18 protein-coding genes are annotated in these 17,936 nt (G+C 53.6%); 5 read left to right on the forward strand and 13 right to left on the reverse strand.

The genetic code is table 11. The annotated features are described in order from the left end of the window. Positions 1-53: 53 nt before the first annotated feature. From argB to ACZ5EH_RS18435, 5 genes are all read right to left on the reverse strand, one after another. Positions 54-938 (reverse strand): acetylglutamate kinase, encoded by an 885-nt coding sequence (argB, locus tag ACZ5EH_RS18415; protein WP_464275342.1) that lies wholly within the window; start codon positions 936-938, stop codon positions 54-56. A 16-nt stretch (positions 939-954) separates the two neighbouring features. Then, complete coding sequence (hslU, locus tag ACZ5EH_RS18420) at positions 955-2,394, reverse strand: ATP-dependent protease ATPase subunit HslU (protein WP_464275343.1); 1,440 nt, start codon at positions 2,392-2,394, stop codon at positions 955-957. 145 nt (positions 2,395-2,539) lie between these two features. Further along, positions 2,540-4,006, reverse strand: a complete 1,467-nt coding sequence (locus ACZ5EH_RS18425; RefSeq protein WP_464275344.1) for a Do family serine endopeptidase — start codon at positions 4,004-4,006, stop codon at positions 2,540-2,542. Positions 4,007-4,287: 281 nt separating this feature from the next. Next, entirely contained in the window at positions 4,288-4,962 is a 675-nt protein-coding gene (locus tag ACZ5EH_RS18430; protein WP_464275345.1) for a DUF47 domain-containing protein, read from the reverse strand. Positions 4,963-5,004: 42 nt separating this feature from the next. Next, positions 5,005-6,240: an inorganic phosphate transporter gene (locus tag ACZ5EH_RS18435; protein WP_464275346.1), complete on the reverse strand. Its 1,236-nt coding sequence runs from the start codon at positions 6,238-6,240 to the stop codon at positions 5,005-5,007. A gap of 185 nt (positions 6,241-6,425) precedes the next feature. Here ACZ5EH_RS18435 and ACZ5EH_RS18440 point away from each other — a divergent pair, with 185 nt between their 5' ends. Together ACZ5EH_RS18440 and ACZ5EH_RS18445 are read left to right on the forward strand one after the other, a co-directional pair. Beyond that, positions 6,426-8,228 (forward strand): ATP-binding protein, encoded by a 1,803-nt coding sequence (locus tag ACZ5EH_RS18440; protein WP_464275347.1) that lies wholly within the window; start codon positions 6,426-6,428, stop codon positions 8,226-8,228. 91 nt (positions 8,229-8,319) lie between these two features. Beyond that, positions 8,320-8,595, forward strand: a complete 276-nt coding sequence (locus tag ACZ5EH_RS18445) for a hypothetical protein (protein ID WP_464275348.1) — start codon at positions 8,320-8,322, stop codon at positions 8,593-8,595. A 114-nt stretch (positions 8,596-8,709) separates the two neighbouring features. Here the strand turns inward: ACZ5EH_RS18445 and ACZ5EH_RS18450 are convergent, their stop codons facing one another. Beyond that, positions 8,710-9,249, reverse strand: a complete 540-nt coding sequence (locus tag ACZ5EH_RS18450) for an Hsp20/alpha crystallin family protein (protein ID WP_464275349.1) — start codon at positions 9,247-9,249, stop codon at positions 8,710-8,712. Between the two features lie 212 nt (positions 9,250-9,461). Here ACZ5EH_RS18450 and ACZ5EH_RS18455 point away from each other — a divergent pair, with 212 nt between their 5' ends. The 3 genes from ACZ5EH_RS18455 to ACZ5EH_RS18465 are packed head-to-tail and all read left to right on the forward strand — an operon-like array spanning position 9,462 to position 10,935. Further along, complete coding sequence (locus tag ACZ5EH_RS18455) at positions 9,462-9,845, forward strand: carboxymuconolactone decarboxylase family protein (RefSeq protein WP_464275350.1); 384 nt, start codon at positions 9,462-9,464, stop codon at positions 9,843-9,845. Between the two features lie 18 nt (positions 9,846-9,863). Continuing rightward, entirely contained in the window at positions 9,864-10,478 is a 615-nt protein-coding gene (locus ACZ5EH_RS18460; protein ID WP_464275351.1) for a cysteine hydrolase family protein, read from the forward strand. A 1-nt stretch (position 10,479) separates the two neighbouring features. After that, positions 10,480-10,935 (forward strand): MarR family winged helix-turn-helix transcriptional regulator, encoded by a 456-nt coding sequence (locus ACZ5EH_RS18465; protein WP_464275352.1) that lies wholly within the window; start codon positions 10,480-10,482, stop codon positions 10,933-10,935. A gap of 103 nt (positions 10,936-11,038) precedes the next feature. Here ACZ5EH_RS18465 and ACZ5EH_RS18470 read toward each other — a convergent pair whose 3' ends face one another. From ACZ5EH_RS18470 to ACZ5EH_RS18500, 7 genes are read right to left on the reverse strand one after another with little or no spacing between them, the layout of a single operon-like run. Further along, entirely contained in the window at positions 11,039-11,875 is an 837-nt protein-coding gene (locus ACZ5EH_RS18470; RefSeq protein WP_464275353.1) for an FAD/NAD(P)-binding protein, read from the reverse strand. Further along, entirely contained in the window at positions 11,872-12,945 is a 1,074-nt protein-coding gene (locus ACZ5EH_RS18475) for a 4Fe-4S dicluster domain-containing protein (RefSeq protein ID WP_464275354.1), read from the reverse strand. The genes ACZ5EH_RS18470 and ACZ5EH_RS18475 overlap by 4 nt, the downstream gene beginning before the upstream one ends. Continuing rightward, a complete protein-coding gene (locus tag ACZ5EH_RS18480) occupies positions 12,946-13,899 on the reverse strand; it encodes a 4Fe-4S dicluster domain-containing protein (protein ID WP_464275355.1) in 954 nt (317 codons plus the stop codon). It lies immediately after the preceding gene. Then, entirely contained in the window at positions 13,887-14,360 is a 474-nt protein-coding gene (locus ACZ5EH_RS18485) for a hydrogenase iron-sulfur subunit (protein ID WP_464275356.1), read from the reverse strand. The genes ACZ5EH_RS18480 and ACZ5EH_RS18485 overlap by 13 nt, the downstream gene beginning before the upstream one ends. After that, complete coding sequence (locus ACZ5EH_RS18490; RefSeq protein ID WP_464275357.1) at positions 14,333-16,309, reverse strand: 4Fe-4S binding protein; 1,977 nt, start codon at positions 16,307-16,309, stop codon at positions 14,333-14,335. The genes ACZ5EH_RS18485 and ACZ5EH_RS18490 overlap by 28 nt, the downstream gene beginning before the upstream one ends. Continuing rightward, positions 16,306-17,172 (reverse strand): CoB--CoM heterodisulfide reductase iron-sulfur subunit B family protein, encoded by an 867-nt coding sequence (locus ACZ5EH_RS18495; protein ID WP_464275358.1) that lies wholly within the window; start codon positions 17,170-17,172, stop codon positions 16,306-16,308. The genes ACZ5EH_RS18490 and ACZ5EH_RS18495 overlap by 4 nt, the downstream gene beginning before the upstream one ends. Beyond that, on the reverse strand, positions 17,169-17,729 hold the full coding sequence (locus ACZ5EH_RS18500; RefSeq protein ID WP_464275359.1) for a 4Fe-4S dicluster domain-containing protein: 561 nt from the start codon (positions 17,727-17,729) through the stop codon (positions 17,169-17,171). Before ACZ5EH_RS18500 ends, ACZ5EH_RS18495 begins: the two co-directional genes overlap by 4 nt. Positions 17,730-17,936 lie beyond the last annotated feature (207 nt).

Here is a 17,936-nt window from a genome sequence, read left to right on the forward strand (position 1 = left end):
GCCGGAGCTTGAGTAAAGCTCCGGCGTTTTTTTTATTTATGGTCGTCTGCCTGTCAGTTCATGCGCACTATTTCGGTGCCGGTGCCGCCCTGGGTGAAAAGTTCGAGCAAGAGGCTGTTCTCCATGCGGCCGTCAATGATGTGCGCCTTTTCCACACCAGCGTCCAAGGCTTCGAGGCAGCATTTCACTTTTGGGATCATGCCCCCCTGTATGGTGCCGTCGCCAATGGCGAGGGCTGCCCCGGACAGGGTGTAAGATGAAACCAGAGTGCCTTCTTTATCCAGTATGCCTGGTACGTCAGTAAGCAGGATCAGACGTTTTGCGCGCAGAGCCGCGGCAATGGCTCCTGCTACGGAGTCGGCATTGATGTTGTATGTTCCGCCGTCTTCATCCACGCCTATGGGGGCGATGACCGGAATAAAGCTTTCCCGCTCCAGTGATTGGATGAGTGCTGTTTCGACGTGAGTGACTTCACCCACGCGCCCCAGGTCTATGATTTCGGGCGGTGCGTTGTGTTTGTCTACGTACATTTCCATCTTGCGCGCACGTATCAGCCAGCCGTCTTTGCCTGAGAGACCGACGGCGCGCCCTCCATGCAGATTCAGGAGGTTGACGATCTCCTTGTTCACGCGTCCGCCAAGGACCATTTCCACCACATCCATGGTGGCTTCATCCGTAACGCGCATGCCCTCGCGGAAATGGCTGTCAATGCCCAACTGGCCCAGCATTTTACCGATCTGCGGGCCGCCGCCATGTACTATGATGGGGTTAACGCCAATATACTTGAGCAACACCACATTTTTGGCAAAGGCGCGTTTGAGCTCTTCATCCTTCATGGCGTGCCCGCCGTATTTGATAACAACGCTTTGGCCGCGGAAGTTTCTGATGAAAGGCAGGGCTTCCATCAGCAACCGCGCTATGCGTTTGCCTTTTTCCATGTCTGCAACCCCCTGGTTAGAGGATGTAGCGGCTGAGGTCTCTGTCTTCCATGACATCTTCAAGTTGATTCTTGACGTATTCACTATCGATTACAACACTTTCGCCCTTACGTTCGGGGGCCTCAAAAGAAAGATCGGTCAGCAGCCGTTCTATAATGGTGTACAGACGACGCGCTCCAATATTTTCTGTCTCTTGGTTTGTCTGTTCAGCAAAGGCGGATATCTCTTCCAAGGCGCCTCGTGTGAATTCGATTGAAACGCCCTCTGTTTCAAGCAGCGCGGAATACTGGAGCGTCAAAGCGTTTTTAGGCTCGGTCAGGATGCGCAGGAAATCGTATCGATCAAGTGAATCAAGTTCAACACGCAGGGGAAAGCGCCCCTGCAGTTCCGGAGCCAGGTCGGAGGGTTTGGACGTATGGAATGCGCCGGCTGCGATGAACAGAATATGGTCTGTGCGAATCATGCCGTATTTCGTATTCACGCTGCAGCCTTCCACAATTGGCAGCAGGTCGCGTTGTACGCCTTCGCGGGATACGTCGCCGCTTTTGCCGCCGCCATCGCTTTTGGAAACAATCTTGTCTATCTCGTCGACAAAAACCACACCGTTTTGCTCAACGCGTTCCTTGGCCATTTCTGTGACCTTGTCCATATCCACGAGACGTTCGCTTTCTTCCTGGATGACAAGCTCGTAGGCGTCCTTGACGCGCATGGAGCGTTTTTTCTTCTTATTGGGAAAGACACGGGAAAACATGTCACGGAATTGCATTTCCATATCTTCCATACCGGGCATGGCCATTATCTCCACCTGGGAAGAGGAGCTGACTTCCACTTCGACGACTCTGTCGTCCAGTTTGCCATCACGGAGCATTGTCCGCATTTTTTCACGGGTGGAAGCTCCGGCGCTGCTGGCCTGTTCATTTGTGGAGGGGGCTTCATTCGTTTGAGAGGCAGGCATGGGGATTGCTCCCACATTTGCAGAGGAGGGCGGGGTTGGGTCCGCGCCAAAGCCCGCACGGCGTTCTTCCTTGCGGGAAGAGGGCAGCAGCAGGTCCAGCATGCGATCTTCTGCAAGGGTTTGAGCGCGTTCTCGAACACGTTCGGCTTCTTCTTTTTTGACCATGTTCACCCCTATTTCCATCAGGTCGCGAATCATGGATTCAACATCGCGACCTACATAGCCAACCTCGGTAAATTTGGTGGCCTCTACCTTGGAGAAGGGGGAGCCTGCCAGTTTTGACAGGCGGCGGGCAATTTCTGTCTTCCCTACACCGGTAGGGCCAATCATGATGATATTTTTAGGTGCGATTTCTTCGCGTAGTTCAGGGTCTATCTGTTGGCGTCGCCAGCGGTTGCGCATGGCGATTGCCACCATGCGTTTGGCCTGCTCCTGACCTATGATGAATTTATCCAGTTCTGCAACTATTTCACGTGGGGTGAGAACCTCTTTAACGTCCATTACAAAGCCTCTCGATGCGCCTGTCCTGCGTTTGCCAGGGCAGGGGTGGTTTTCGACCTTATCAGAAAAAGGGGGGAAGCTATGCCTCCCCCACATGGTTTCAGTCAGCCCCCTCGGGGTAGCACTGGTCGTTTTTTATTTCAATTTAGTCAAGTGGAATCGTTCGGAAAAGGGTTCTGCCTTGCCGTTTGATGAGCAGCATGACTACGCCTTTGTCCTTTTGCGCCTTGGCAATCAGGGAATTGAAGGTGTCAACGGTATTGATCTCTTCCTGGTTCGCTTCAAGAATGACATCGCCGAGTTGAATGCCGCCCTCGTCCGCTTTGGAGGCAGGAGAGATTTCTATGACGAGCAATCCTTCGGCCTTGTCCATTTCAAGGACTTCCAGATCGTTTTCAACAACCGGGCGCAGGGTCAGTCCCAATTCTGCGCTTTTTTCCTGTTCGGGCGCTTCCTCTTCGGGCATGTCGCCCCTTGCCTGGGCAAGGGTTTCCGCATCACGTTCGGCCATCGTCACATGCAGGGTTTTCTCCTTACCCTTGCGCCAGACGGTTATTTCTGTTTTATCGCCAGGCAGCACCGCAGCAATGGCGCGCGGTAATTCGTTGGAATCTTTTACCTGAGTATCACCTATGGCCAGGATAACGTCGCCTACTTTGACACCAGCCTGTTCCGCGGGATTGCCGGGAAACGTCTGGGATACGAGAGCGCCTTTGGGTTCGTCCAGGCCCAGTGCCTTGGCTGTATTTTCATCAACATCTTGAATGCTGACACCCAACCACCCTCGGGTAACTTTCTTGTTTTCCTTGAGTTGGGTGATGATGCGCTTTGCCAGGCTGCTTGGGATGGCAAAGCCGATACCCTGTCCGGAAGCGATGATGGCGGTATTGATGCCCACGACCTGGCCGTTGAGGTCGATAAGTGGTCCTCCGGAGTTGCCCGGGTTGATGCTGGCGTCTGTCTGGATGAAGTCATCATAAGGGCCGGAGCCGATGATCCTGCTTTTAGCGCTGACGATACCTGCCGTCACGGTATGGTCCAGGCCAAAGGGGTTGCCGATCGCCATGACCCAGTTTCCTACCCGCAAGTGCTCGGAGTCGCCAAACTCCAGAAAGGGCAGATCGCCTTGCACTTCGATCTTGATCAGGGCCAGGTCGGTTTCCTCATCTCGGCCGATGACTTCAGCTTTATAGGATTCGTGTTTTTTGCCGTGGCCTTTCAGGTTCACCATCACCTTGTCGGCGTCGCCAACAACGTGGTTGTTGGTCACAATCAGTCCGTCAGCAGAAATGATGAAACCGGATCCCGTGGACTGTTGTTTGCGCTCGCTATCAGGGGCATCAAAGAATTTGTCGAACTGATCGAAAAAATCTTCAAACTGCTCCCCACGGGGGTGGAATTTGAAAAAGTCACGCATTTCCTCTTTAGGAGAAATTGTGGTTTCAGTGCTGATGTTGACCACTGCAGGTCCAGCCGTTTCGGCCAACTCTGCAAGTTCGGGCAAGTCAGCCATATTTTCGGCAGCAGTTGCGATGCTGGGCGACCAGGGGGTGCTGGTCAGAGCCAGCAGAAACACCAGGCAGATCACCTGGGCTATGTGGCGTCTTGGCATAGTTCGCTCCTGAAAATGCTACGACGGTTTCACCGGCTGTGCACGGCGAGTATAAACAGAACAAACGCACTGTATGGCGATCAATCTATTTAATATACGTCGTCACGGGCTATTGTAAACTCCGTGCCTGAGAGAAGATGGGGATAAGGAAAAAGAAAACGACCGCCCCTGCATTCACTTGCCTGCTTCCTCGTGTTCGTCTCTCCAGAAGGAAGGGGTTCTTCCTCCGAACACCAGGCTCCTCCTCACAAGGAATACAGGGGCGGCCGAAAGGATGTTGTTTAGCGGGCAATCATGGCTCGCAGCAGGTCAACGCAACCCTCGGCGTTATGGCTCATGCCATGGAGTTTTTCGCAAAACCTGACAAGTTGGAAAATGTCCTTAAAATCCATGTCCGAGTTGTAGATTTCGTTTATGACCGCGGCCTGTAGTTTTACCACCAGCTCGTGTTGTCCTCTGACCACGCGGCAAGTATCCTTTGTGGCCTGGCGGTCATAGTGATCTCCCTGGAGCAGTTTGATTGTGGAATCCAGGGCGGGTTTCAAATAGGCAACCGTTTGTTGCACTTCGGCAAGCAACTCTGAAAGCCGGGCCTGCAGATTCTCAGGAATTTCTATGGTTCGCATCACCAGCCAGTTAAGGGCTTCCTGGCCGTCGTCCAGGATATTGTCCTGGCTGCGAGTATAGTTGAAAAACAGAACCCGGTCCACGGCCATGAACAGTCCCCGTGGCAAGTGGTTGCGTATGTTGCGTTTGATCTTGTCCGCTTCGGCTTCCACCAGGTTTACCTGCTCGGAAAGGTCCTGAAATCCGGGGCACTCCCCTCCTTGGTGGATATAGCATTCGAGGGCGTCTTCGATCAGCTTCATGCCTTCGATGATTTTGTCGTAATGAGCAAGCAACTTTTCCCAATGTGTCTTGGGGGCCAACAGTCCGAAAAAAGGTATTCTCATCATAATGAATTCCTCCATGGGGAGTTTGCGTATTCCCCTGGAAATCTAGATTGCGAACCAGCGCAAGAGTTGAAAAATAATGATACTGGTAAAGGCGGCCACTGGCACAGTTACCACCCAGTAGATCACGATTTTGCCCAGAACTCGCATATCCACTGCTTGGAAACCACGCGCCAGCCCTACGCCCACCACGGAACCTACTGCCGCGTGTGTTGTAGAGACGGGGAGCCCCATGTTGGACGCAACCAGAACAGTTGTCGCCGCGCCGAAATCCACTGCAAAGCCGCGAGTGTTATTCAGCGCGGTAATCCTTTGTCCCACCGTAACCATCACTTTATAGCCCAAAAGTGCGATGCCTACGGCGATTCCCAGTCCACCAAGACCCATCAGCCAAAAGGGGATGTCTGCGGTTGCGCCGAATCCGCTTCCCCTGGCAATCATGTATACTGCTGCTACGGGACCAATGGCATTGGCAACATCGTTTGCTCCCTGAGAAAGCGCCACGTAGCAGGAGGTGCCGACCTGCATTTTGCGGAAAATACTCTCCACGCTTTCAGCCATATTACCCAGGGGAGCCAGCAATTTGTTGACAAGCATGCGCCCCAGTAGGAATGCGAGCATGCATAGGCCAATCGCCAGGGCAAGCTTCATGGTCCAGTGAAGCGGGATGCTTTTCCCGAGGGGGGTCTTGTAAAAGAAAGAAAAGACCACCAGCGCCACTGTCACCATTATCCAGAAAGGAGCCCATCGTCGTGTCTGACCTAGCAGGTCGGTGCCAAACAGAATGCGTTTTCGAATCTGTGTGAACACCACGTAGGAGATGAATCCTCCAAAAAAAGGTGATACAATCCAGGACATGACAATTCCGAAGAGCTTCCACCACTGAACGACATCCGGCCCTCCGGCGACGAACCCGAACCCGAGAATGCTGCCCACAATGGAATGGGTAGACGAAACGGGCAATGACGTGAGCGTTGCGGCAAGCACCCATAATCCCGCTGAAAGAAGTGCGGAGAACATTCCGATCATCATGATTTTGGGATCGGAAATCAGTGCTGGGTTGATGATGCCTTTGCTAATGGTTGAGGTAACATGTGCTCCAAGAACCGTGGCGCCGATAAAATTCAATACTGCCGCAATGATGACGGCCTGGCGGACAGTGATTGCTTTGGCGCCCACGGCGGAAGCCATGGAGTTGGCTACATCATTGGCCCCAAGATTGAAGGCCATGAGCACGCCGGCAAGAACAGACAAAACAAGAAATACGTCGAAGACAGTCATTATCAAAAAGACCCTTTTGACGCGGTTCCAGGGTTTTGCGCTTTTGGAGCGCTTGCCAAAAATTGGCATAGGCAATAAATTTTGACATTTTTATGACGTTGTAACCTGACTGTCAAAATTAAATTCTAGTATGCACTATCATGTTGGTATAAGTGTAACGTCTTTTTTGTAAAAAGGAGTATTAAATGAGACCGTTATCGTTTCAGGCCAGAATCAGCCTTGGATGCATCTGCTTGCTGCTTCTGGCACTGCTTACGGCCTTTTTCGCTATTCGCCATTCCCTGCGGGCTGGTCTACAGGAAGAAGCCACCCAGAATGCCGAGGAAAATCTTGAGCTGGTGGAGTGGTTGATCCACGAGCATCGCCCCTTTGAGGATATGGCCGCTTTTGACGCCTGGCTTGATGCGCTTGGCTCACGTATGGACGCGCGTATCACCTACATTGTGGGGGGAGATGTCATTGCTGATTCCGAGGTAAAGTATGATTTGTTGCCAAGCCTGGAAGACCATTCAACCCGCCCCGAAGTGTTGCAGGCCAAGGAAGAAGGCGAGGGGCTGGATATTCGCCGCTCCGCAACCATCAAGCAGGAGCTAATGTACATTGCCCGCCCCATGGCGGCTGACTCCGGTGTGCCTGCAGGCATGCTGCGACTGGCTGTAAAACTTTCAGCCATGCATGCCCAGTATGATCGCGTAGCTACTCCATTGGGCTGGATTTTTCTTGCGACCCTCGGTGCAGCCATGGTTTTCGCTCTTTTTCTTTCACGTGCGCTGACCCGCTCCATCAGGGAGCTTTCCGCTTCCGCCGCCGCCATTGGCAAGGGCGATGCCTTCAAGAAAATTCGCTATTACCCGGGGCGCGAGTTCAAACCATTAGTGCAATCCTTGAACACCATGGCGGAGAACATCCGCATCACGGTGCACGATCTGGAAGAAGGCAAGAAGCGGCTTGAAACTGTATTCGACGCCATGTCAGACGGCGTTGTCGTTCTGGATGGAAGTGGGCGCATCGAGTCCTGGAACAAGGCCGCTCTGGACATGCACCCCGAACTGGCAACCGCAAGTGGTCGCTGGCCTCTGGAACTCTTTGGCGAGCCTGAATTGCACGCTTCCATCACGCGGCTGATGGAAGAAAAAGGCGAGACCGAATCAGGTGAAATTGTACGCTATATTGACAAGGACGGGCGGCATTTCGACATCCGTCTGGAACGCTTTGCTATTCCTGATGGCGTCAGGCTTATGCTGGTGCTGCGGGATGTTACCGAACAGCGTCGTCTGGAAGAAATGCGCCGTGACTTTGTCGCGAATGTGTCCCATGAGTTGCGCACCCCCATCACCAGCATTCGTGGCTATGCCGAGACGCTGCTGGACATGCCAGAAACGGCAGAGGACGATCAGTTCGCCTCACGCAAACAGTTTCTTTCCACCATTCTGCGAAATGCGGAGCACATGCAGGATATGGTGCTCAGACTCATTGAACTCTCTAAGGCAGAGCACAAGCTCCGTACTGACAGTTCCGTGGTTGTGAATCCACAAGCTGCTCTGGATCAGGCCCTTGCCACCCTCGACCCCTTGCTGCAGGGCAAGGAGGTGAAGGTTGTGTATGATACGCCCCTTTCGGAAATGCCTGTTTTGGCAGAAGAGGGAGCGGTCGAGAATATCTTCCGCAATCTGTTGGAGAACGCACTGAAGTTTGGCCCACAAGGGCAAACCATTGATATCGCTGCAACGCGTGAAGGGAATCAGGTCCGGATTTCCGTACGCGACCATGGTCCTGGAGTCTCCAAGGAACACAAGGATCGTGTCTTTGAGCGCTTTTATCGCTCGGCAGAAAATCAAACGAGCAAGGAAGGTAGCGCCGGTCTTGGGCTGGCCATTTGCAAGCACCTTGTGGAGCGTTTTGGAGGCACAATTGGTCTGGAGCGCCCTGAAGATGGAGATGGCGCCCGTTTTGTATTCACACTGCCAGCTGCGCAGAAACACGCCTGAAGCAGTCCATATACCCTTGCCAAAAGAAGGGCAGGGCGTATATATAATAGGTAAGAACTAACTGCAGTAACACTCAGGAACGTTGGACGACATGAGTTATTACGGCAACATAGCGTTTCCTCCAGGTGAAACCATCCCCGGGCCTCCTGGCCACACCACCCCTGTCTCGGGGGGGCACATAACACCTGCGCCCTCTGGACAAGTGACGGCTACGCCTGCTGGGCAAGTGACTCCTGGCCCTGCGGGACATGTTGTCATTGATGGCGCCGGAGAATTGATCACCGCGCCTGCCGGCAATCTGGTTACTGTTGGCGGTGGTTTTTTGACCACCACAGGTGGAGGGCATATCGTCAACACCAGAGCCTGAGTTCTATCATGCTAAAACACTAGATTACGCGCTCCAGTAAATACTGGGGCGCGTTTTTTGGTTTTATCTGCTGAAAGGGGGAGCCCAAAGTGACTCCCCCGATGCAATATGTGCTTATTCGATTGCAATCCGCTTAGCGCTGCTTTCCACAGTCTCCTTGCGGGGCAGCGTTACATGGAGGACACCCTTGTCATATTTGGCTTTGATTTGTTCTGTATCCGCATCCTCCGGCACTGCCAGCACACGTTGGAACGAGCCGTAACTGCGCTCCACGCGATAGTAGCCTTTATCTTCTTTCTTTGTTTCCTGTCGTTTCTCCGCCTTGATGACCAGTGCGTCACCCTGCAACTCAAGCGTGATATCCTTTTCTTCGATACCGGGCAGTTCGGCTGTGATGGAATACTCCTTGTCACTTCCTGCAATGTCCACCTTTGGCTTAAAAAGAGAAGGGCCCTCTGTTTCCCTCAGGGGCCAGCGCTGCATGCCGAAATCACGCAACGTTGCATCAAATATCCTGTCGATTTCATTATGCAGCGACAATAATGGGTGGTTTGCGGCATACTCTTGCGTGTCTCTACGCTTCACCGGCAATGCCTTTTCCTGCTCATCTTCCTTTTTGAACCAATTCCAGGGATTGAGCTTGGCAATGTCCATAACTCCCTCCTTTGTTTGATTCTTTTGTTGTTCTCCTGATGCTTATGTAAAGCAGCAAATGATTACGTCAAGAGATCTAAAAAATATTTTTTTGTTCAGTAAATAAGATGGTTAAGAAGTATTTTGGGGATTCGCCATCCATAATGCTTGACTAAATTAGTTAGCATACTAATTGTTTTGTTAGTATGCTAACTAAAATAGGAGGAAGCAGTATGGAACGGTACCAAGAAGGACTCAAAAATCTTGAAACCATTGACGGCCAGGCTGGGGAAGAGGTTGTCGCCAGGGTTGCCAAAATGTCGCCGGATTTTGCGCGTTATCTTGTAGAGTATCCATTCGGTGACATTTATGCACGTCCCGGCCTGAATCTGCGTGAGCGGGAGCTGATTACGGTTGCAGCATTGGGAGCCATGGGCAACGCCGCACCGCAATTGAAAGTGCATGTAAAAGCGTCACGCAATGTAGGTATTTCCTTTGATGCATTGAAAGAGGTGGCCATGCAGCTTTCAGTATACGCAGGGTTCCCCGCAGCGCTGAATACCTTGTTTGCCATCGATGAAATTGAACAACAAGAAAAGGCTGAACAGTCTGCATGATGATTTGGAGGGCAAAACATGCTGCGCAATGAGGAGACAGCCATTGTTTTCATTGAATTCCAGAACGAATGGTTGGAGCCGAACGGCACGCTCAGACGTGTGTTGGTCAAGAATGATGCAGACTTCAACGCTGCAGTAGCCAATGCAGCACAAATCATGGAAACGGCCAGAGAACACGGGTGGTGCGTTGTTCATGCAGGCCTGGATTTACGGCAAGACCCGGAATACCTTCTTTTCAATAAAGGAGCAGATGTATATGGTCTGCGCGGCGCAATACCAAGGGCAAAAACCTGGACGGGGAGTGGTGTGGCTTTTGCGGAGCCATTTACCCCTCGTCCTGGCGAGTATGTGGTGCAGGGGCGGTCGGGCGCCAGTGTGCTCAAGAATGCAACCCTGGATCCTTATTTACGTAATACGGGGCGCTCTACATTGATTATGTTGGGGTTTGCCCTGCATGTGTGCGTTGAGTCCAGTATGCGTGAAGCACATGACATGGGATACAATGTTGTGGTGCCGGCGGATGCGTGTGGGGTGTTTGCCCCAGAACAACGCGAATATTTCACTACGCATGTTGCGCACCATTTCGGGAAAACGGTCGACACGTCGTGGCTGGTCGACCAACTTGGAGGGTAGTGTGTTCTTTTTGAAGGAGCTCCCTACGCGGGAAATTCTGGAAACCTATGGCCGTCGTTATCCGGCAATGGATGTTCCCTGCATTGAGAAGGCTTTGACCATGCTCCGATCCGCCAGCAGTCTGCTGCGTAAGCTGGAGTCCTATTTTGCGGGGCATGGTCTCTCGCAGACACGTTTTTTGCTGCTCATCGTCATTGATCGAGAGCCGGACACATCTGCCCTCACAGCAAGCGAACTGGGGCAACGCCTGGATGTTTCCAAACCGGTGATTTCGAATACCTTGAAGTCATTGGTCAGTGATGGCCTGGTGCAGAGCGCACCACATCAGGGAGACAACCGGTCAAAGCTGTTCAGCCTCACGCCTGCTGGTAAAAAACGCCTGGATGCGGTGCTGCCTGGATATTATGGGGTGATTCAGGAGCATATGGAGTGCAGTGCATCAAATGAAGAGATTTGATAAGGTGTAACTTCACCTCTGCTCGGTGAAAGAAAAAACCGCTCACCCTTGGGAACATGCCTAAGGGTGAGCGGTTTGTGGCTTGTGGTAAGTAGTTTTTATATTACAGTTCGTTGGGTAGCTCTTCCAGCTCGGCCAGTGAAAACACGGGGCCATCAATGCACACGTATTTTTCACCGATATTGCAACGGCCGCAGAGCCCCACACCGCATTTCATGCGCTTTTCCAGGGTGGTGATGATGGCATCTTTGGCAAATCCCAGCTTTTCCAGGGCTTCCACGGTGAAGCGGATCATAATCGGGGGGCCGCAGGTGATGGCCATGGCGTTTTTCGCGCTGGGGGCGCGCTCCAGCAGGACGTTTGGCACGAGCCCCACGCACCCGTTCCAGAGCGTGCAGGTATCGTCGATGGTTTGCACCAATTCAACATCTTCACGCGTTTCCCAGTCCGCCAAGTCTTCCTTGTAGCAGAAGTCCTCGGGCGTGCGCGCCCCGTAATATATGGTTATTTTGCCGTAGTCCGCACGATTGTCCAGACAGTAAAGGATCAGTGTCCGCAAAGGAGCAATGCCAATGCCGCCCCCAACAAAGATGAGGTCTTTGCCCTTCATGGTTTCGTACGGGAAGGCGTTGCCCAGGGGGCCGCGTACGCCGACATGGTCCCCCACACTGAGGGTGTGCAGCCGGTTGGTGACTTCCCCCGTTTGCAGAACGCTGAATTGCAGATAGTCCATGCGCGTCGGGGGTGAATTGATGACGAACGTGGATTCACCCGCTCCAAAAACGGAGAGTTGGGCCACCTGTCCTGGCTCAAAGGTGAAGTCGCGCATTTTTTCAGCGTCATCCAGCACAACACGGAAGGTTTTGATGTTGGCCGTTTCCTCAACGATTTCCTTTATCGTAGCGCGGTCCGGCAGATATGGGTTGACCATGGTGTTCATTGTTTGTCTCCGGAACTGGCTTGCGGCTCGTTCTGCAGAATACGAGTAAGAACCCGGCGGATGTCCACGCTCACAGGGCAGTGGCGGATACAGCGCCCACACCCTGTGCACATGAATTGTTCGTTGTGGCTTGCGGGGTAGTAGGCGAACTTGTGCAGCACGCGATTACGGAATTTGTGCGCTTTTGTGGGGCGCGGATTGTGGCCGCTGGCTTCACGCGTGTAGTGCGAGTACATGCAGGAGTCCCAGCTCCTCAAGCGATCGCCGGCCAGACCGTATGGTTCGTCAGTGATATTGAAGCAATGGCACGTAGGGCAATGGTAGGTGCAGGCGCCACAGTTCAAGCAGATGTCCGAGACTTCTTGCCAGAGGTCCATATCATCGAAGGCGCCCCTTGCCTGTTGTCGCAACGTTGCAAGGTCTGCTGGCGGTGGCGGCATGCTTTCATTGGATTTTTGCATGGCGCTTTTGGCTTCGGCAATCTGTTCTTCTGTGGCTGGCGTCATTTCGTCGGTAACAAGCTCTTTACCGCCCTCGCTGATGATTTCCACCAGAAAACCATCTTTGACGGGCGTGAAAAGCATGTCGGCGCCTTCTGTGCTGTTCGGCGCGCCTCCGGTCCAATTGCAAAAACATGCGGCGCCGGGGACACGGCAGGCAATGGTCACTATGCGGGCTCTTGACCGACGCCCGTGGTAATAGGGGTCCACAATGCGGTCATTGATGAAGACGGGGTCCATGATGTGCAGCCCCCGCGCCCCGCACGGATTGGCGCCAAAAAGCAGCGCGTCTTCATCGGGATAGACGGGTTCGAATTCGATCTGGCGTGTACCCTGTTCGTCTGCAGTGCGTTGCTGCCGATAGCGCAGCAGGAACTCGGTCTGCGGGAAGATGACGGATTTCGGGCTGGCCGAAGTCTGATCGCCCAAGATGATGGGCGCATCGGGTTCGAAATCACGGAACATCACGGCGTTGCCTTCCTTGACCGGGACCATCACGCGGCGCGTTTTGGCCACGGCATCGAGCCAGGCGTGCAGTTTCGCTTCCGGGAGAAAGAGTATATCCGCCATTTACCCCTCCTCGTGGATGTGCGTTTCCTCTACCTGGAACGTCAGCAGAGGGGGCACGGCGGTTTGGTCGATGCCGGCCTCGTAATCAAAAAGCCCCTGAATGAGGTTGGCCATCTTTTTCTTGAAAAGCAGCACGGGAATATCCATGGGGCAGGCGCGCTCGCATTCACCGCATTCTGTGCAGCGCCCTGCAAGGTGTACGGAGTGAATGACCTGAAAAAAGCATTTCTCAATCAGGTCAGCTTCGGCGGTCTGATAATGGGGGAGGCGGGATTCCGCGATGCAGTGTTCTTTGCACGCGCATAAGGGGCACGCGTTCCTGCAGGCGTAGCAACGAACGCAGCGACTCATCTCACGCCGCCAGAATTCAAAACGCTCCTCCATGGACATGCTTTCAAAGGCGTCCAGACGGGCAAAACGGTCGCTTTTGGGCGGTTCGTGCTCCACCGGTTCGCCAGCCAGATGGTCAAACGTCAGAGGATTCGGGTAGTTGCAGGAAAGGCACTTGTCCGCAGCTACTTCCCATTTAGGAAAGGCATGCTTTTCCTTGTCCGTGCTGACGATGACTTCTTCATCCGTAACTTCAAGGTTTGTAACGGTATCCACGTTCATGCGGGCGCGGATCTTATCCACACTGATCATGTACGTACATGGAATACCGATGACTTTGACGTCGTTTCGTTCGAGAAGACGTTCCTGAAGCAGTTGCACGACGGAGCGGCTGTCACACCCTTTGACCAGCAGGCCGATCGTGCGCCCCCTGTACCCTGCAAGGTAGCTGGCCAGGTTGTGTACGCAGGTCTCGTCCCAAATCAGCTTTTCCAGGTCTTCTGGTTTTCTGATGAACAGGGGCGCGGCGTGCAGGGGATCGTAGCCGCGTTGCCATCCGATAACGAATTCTACGTCCGGGAGCACCTGCAGTATTTTTTCTTTTAACGTCTCTAAGTTGGCCATATATCGACACCTTCCTTGAAGCGTAGCGGCATGTCGCCGGGATCCATGAGCTTTGGAGCAGGGCCCAGATCATGGATACGCTCGGTGAATTCGGTAACAACTTTTTGCCATTTTGCGCCTTCCGAGGCCGAGACCCAGGTGTATTCAAAGCGCCCAGGCTCTATACCCAGGATGGGCAGAAAACCTTTGAAAACTTCCAACCGGCGGCGGGCAAAAAAGTTTCCGGAAGTATAGTGGCAGTCATTGGGGTGGCAACCGGAAACAAGGACGCCGTCTGCACCGCTCAAAAAGGCACGGTAAACAAACAAGGGGTCCATACGTCCCGTGCAGGGCAGGCGGATGACACGCAGGTCTGTAGGCAGCTTGAAGCGCGCCACACCAGCAGTATCGGCGCCGCCGTAGGAGCACCAGTTGCACAAAAAGCCAATTATTCTCAGTTCGCCTCGTTCCAGTTCCGACATAGCGCACGCACCTCTGCGAGTATCTGGTCGTCAGTGAAATGCTCAAGCTGAATCGCCTTATCCATACAGGCCACATTGCATACGCCGCATCCCTGGCAGACACTGGCGATGACTTCGGCCTTGGGTTGCCCCCATCGGTCTGTTTTCATTTCGATTGCCTGGAAGGGGCACACAGTCTTGCATTTACCGCAACCAATGCAGCGTTTAACATCCACCCGGGCCACCTGAGGATCGGACTCGAGCTTGTCCTTGGAGAGCAGCACCAGCACCTTTGATGCGGCCGCACTGCCTTGGCTCACCGAAGTCGGTATGTCTTTGAGCCCCTGGCAGGCGCCGGCCAGAAAGACACCGGCTGTGTTTGTTTCCACGGGGCGCAGTTTGGGGTGCCCCTCCATGAAAAAACCGTGTTGATCATAAGAAATACGCAGCTTTTCAGCCAGGTTTCGAGAGCCTGCAGAAGCTTCTCCTCCCACAGCCAGCACGACCAGGTCGGCGTCCATTTCCACCTGGGTGCCCAGTAGAGTATCCGCCCCTTGCACCATGACGGAGCCATCTACTTCATAGAGTCGCGAAACGCGCCCCCGGATGTACTGCACGTCGTATTCTTCGCGGGCGCGGGCGTAAAATTCTTCATACAGCTTACCAGGTGCGCGCACATCTATGTAGAAGATGGAAACCTGGGAGTCCGGGATGTGGTCCCTGGTCAGAATGGCCTGTTTTGCCGTGTACATACAACAGAAACCACTACAATACGGGCGCCCTATGGAGCGGTCACGGGAACCAACGCATTGGACGAAAACAACGCGTTTCGGCTCTTTACCATCGGAGGGGCGCTGGATGTGCCCCCCTGTGGGGCCGGACGCGTTGAGCATGCGTTCGTATTGCATGGATGTGATGACATCTGGATAACGGCCAGCACCGTATTCCGGAAGAATATCCGGGTTAAAAACGTCGTACCCCGTTGCAAGGATGATGGCGCCCACGTCTTCGGTAACGATATCGTCCTGCATTTCGAAATTAATGGCTTTTGTAGGGCAGATCTTGGCGCAGGCGCCGCATTTTCCCTTTTGCAGCATGATGCAGGTCTGGGGATTTATGCTGGCTTTTTTGGGAATGGCCTGCGGGAAAGGAATGTTTATCGCGGTTGTAGGCTTGAGCCCTTCGTTGAAGGTATCAAAGCTCTTTTTACTCGGGCATTTCTCCATGCACAGACCGCAGCCGGTGCAGGCCTTCCAATCCACGTAAGGCGCTTTTTTGCGCAGTTTTACTGTGAAGTTGCCCACATAGCCGGAGACCTCTTCCACCTCGGTATAGGCGTGGAGTTTGATCTTGGTGTGTTGCCCCACATCCACCATTTTGGGCCCCAGGATGCAGGTGGAGCAGTCAACAGTGGGAAAGGTCTTGTCGAGTTTGGCCATCTTGCCGCCAATGGAGGTTTCTCGCTCGACAAGCACCACTTCCAGGCCGCCTTCGGCCAGGTCCAGGGCAGCCTGGATGCCGGCAACACCGCCACCGATGACCATGGCTCTCTTTTTGACATCGAATTTCGAAGACTTGAGCTTTCTGTTGTAGCGCAGTTTTTCCACTGCAGCTCGCACCAGTTCAGAAGCCTTGCGGGTATTGGCTTCCTTGTCGAGCCCTACCCAGGAAACATGCTCCCGGATGTTGGCCATCTCAAACATGTATGGGTTGATGCCGGCGCGCTCCACAGTGCGACGAAAAGTCAATTCGTGCATTCTAGGCGAACAGGACGCCACGATAACGCCTTCCAGACCTTTGGCTACGATGGCGTCACGGATAGCCTCCTGCCCGGGTTCGGAGCATGTGTACATTTCCGCGCTGGCATGGACCACGTCAGGAAAGCCGCGTGCAATGGCGGCCACCTTTTCGGTATCTACAGTTGCCGCAATGTTGCTGCCGCATAAACAAACGAAGACGCCGATCCTCATCGGACTGCCTCCTTATAGATTGGGGCGGTGGATACTGCGTGCTTGTCCAGCCCCAGTTCTTGTGGCGAAAGCCCCATGGCCAGTCCAAGAGCCTGGGTGATGTATAGCACGGGAATGGGGGCAGCGTCAGGTCTTGCTTGGCGCTGTCGCAGATCAAGATTTTGATGGCACAAGGGGCAGGCCACAACGATGGTATTGGCGCCTACACGCTGGGCCATCTCCAAAATGCGGCCGGAAAGTTTGCGGACCATTTCGTTTCTGGTCACGCCAAAGCTGACCCCGCAGCATTCCACTTTGAATGGAAAATCCGGAACCGTGGCGCCGGCGGTTTCCAGGAGCCTGTCCATGGATGTAGGGTTTTCCTGGTCGTCGAACTCCATTAGGGAACCGGGGCGTGTCAAAAGGCACCCGTAATAGGGCGCGGCCACCATGTTCTTAAGCGGTTTGGAAATCTTGTTCCTGATGGCGTCCAAACCAACATCCTCAAGCAGGACTTGAAGGATTGAACGGCTGGGCACTTGCTCTTGCAAAGGGGCATCGAGCAAGGCGTTGAGTGTGTCCTTTTTATCCAGGGATTCGAGACACTGATTGGCGGTTTTCAGGGCTGCCAGGCAACTGGGGCAGGGGGTTGCCACTTGAGAAAGCCCCATCTCATGCACCTGGCGCAAATTGCGCGCCGCCAGCGCCGCCATAAGCCCCCTGTCTTTGGAATGGGCAGGGGTTGAGCCACAGCAGTTCCAGTCAGTAACCTCGGTCAGCGTGATCTCCAGGGCTCGGGCCACTGCGCGGACCGACATGTCGTATTCGATGGCCGTACCAGTCTGGGAACATCCGGGATAGTATGCAATGTTTGCAGCGCTCACGATTTCGTCTCCTGATGGCGCTCAAGAATCCGGCGAATTTCTTCTTTGCCTTCAATACTGTGCGGTTTGATGGATAACTTGGGCAAGGCTTTGGGTGCAAGATCCACATCAGCGGTCAAGTGTCCAGTGGTAAGGGCGTATTCGGCCATGAGCCCAAGTTCGTGGATTCTTCCATTGCGTCTCAAGGAATTGAGAAACGCCTGGTGAAAGCGCTTTACACGTTTTTCATTGCACAGGCCGCGCTCCCAGGCGATGGCGCGTAAGGTTTCCATTATTTCCGCCACATCTATTTGCATGGGGCAACGCACAGAGCAAGTCTGACAAAGGGCGCACAGCCATATTGCATGGCTGCGCAGAACGGTTTCCGCCTGACCCGCTTGCACAAGACGCATTACCGCGTTGACCTGGAAGTCGTAAAAGCCGCTGGCAGGGCAACCAGCCGTGCATTTGCCGCACTGGATGCAGAGGGAAGGATTCTGCCCTGAGCGTTTTTTGACCAGGGTGATGAAGTCCCTGTCACAGGTGTTTATATCCAACCTTGCCGGTGTTCGAGACATGGCACAACTCCTTGGGCTGCCGCGCCGATGCGTTTTTTTGCGTTAAAAAAGTTCGCGTCCTACCGCGTATCTAGATCATGTGATCAGGTGTCGCAATGCGTATTCTTCAATTATTGCCATTTGTTGTAAGGTGGGGATAGAGGTAAACGGAGTGACAGTGAGATGTAATCGAACGATTTTTTCTTTCAAATGTTTGTTTCAAACCAA

The organism is Desulfovibrio biadhensis, assembly GCF_055388615.1.